The 1114-nt window shown below is 42.2% G+C and carries 1 protein-coding gene; it reads right to left on the bottom strand.

Features of this window, described 5'->3' with window-relative positions; genetic code table 11:
• A partial coding sequence (locus ELS82_RS25170) for an ISAs1 family transposase (protein ID WP_134837789.1) occupies positions 1–1046 on the bottom strand: 1046 nt, incomplete at its 3' end.
• Between the last annotated feature and the right edge of the window lie 68 nt (positions 1047–1114).

Genomic DNA, 1114 nt, shown 5'->3' with positions numbered 1-1114 from the left:
AGCTTTTGCCTTTGACTTGGAGCACCACACTCACATTGCTTGAGCATGTTCATGACGAAGCGTCTAAACAAAGCAATATTCTCCACCGCTCCATCTAAACAGATCCGTGAACTGTCTTCTTTAAAAACAACATCTAAAACATAGTGTTGGCTGTTTTCAATTCGCCAGTGTTGACGGATATAGTGACCAAGTAGTTTGTGTTTTGGTGAAAGTGAACTGATATAATACGAGGTATCTACAGTACCTTTCCCGTTGATTGTACGATGTCGTTCGACTGCAATAATACTGCGTATTGTTGGCCACTTTTCCGCAAGTTCCTTCGGCAGCTTTGCTTTGAGTTGAAACACAATGCGCTCTTCTTTTCTACCGTGCAGAGTCTGCGTTACTTCCGTAACAACTTTTTCTTTCTTCGCATCAAAAACAGTTTGAAATTGAGAGACAACGGCCTCTCTTAACTTAGGTTGATTTTTCTTCACTTGGACAACAACATGAGCATTTTTTGCCGCTATTTTTTCTAATGTCTTCCGCTGACAGTGTAATGCATCAATCGTGATAACGCTGCCCTTAACGTTAATAATATCAAGCATCTGCYGCACAACATTGATTTCACCATTCTTTGATTCTGTCGGCTTCTGGCTGAGAACAAGGCCTCGCTCGGTATCATAGGCAGTGACCAACTGTAATGCCGTTTTGGGATTAGAGCGATATGAGCCGCGAAGTACTTTTCCATCGAAAGCGATAACTGGCTTGCTCTGATTTTCTCTTTGCTCATTTATCCATAATGCAAGGGCTTCGAGTAAAGATTCAGCTACAACTGAACGCAATATTCTTGCAATAGTGTGCCGACGAGGGATCCCGTGAGTGAATGGTCGATATTTTCTGAGCCATTTAAGCTTATGTTCACCATAGGTTTCAATGTCTTGCCAGCCCTCGCATCCAGCAGTGATGGCACTGACGACAAGGAAGATAATATCAATTAAATCATGCTTTTGGTTGATGGATGAACGCGTATCTTCAACAACGGAAAGGTGTTCTATGAGGCTCAAAGTCGATATCAATTTGTGGATTTGAGCCTATTAGATCATAGTTGTTAACAAAGTGCGATCCCGCCCTG

The organism is Vibrio ouci (assembly GCF_004551525.1).
In the GTDB taxonomy this organism is placed as follows: domain Bacteria; phylum Pseudomonadota; class Gammaproteobacteria; order Enterobacterales; family Vibrionaceae; genus Vibrio; species Vibrio ouci.
This window is presented reverse-complemented; position numbering and strand designations above follow the sequence as displayed.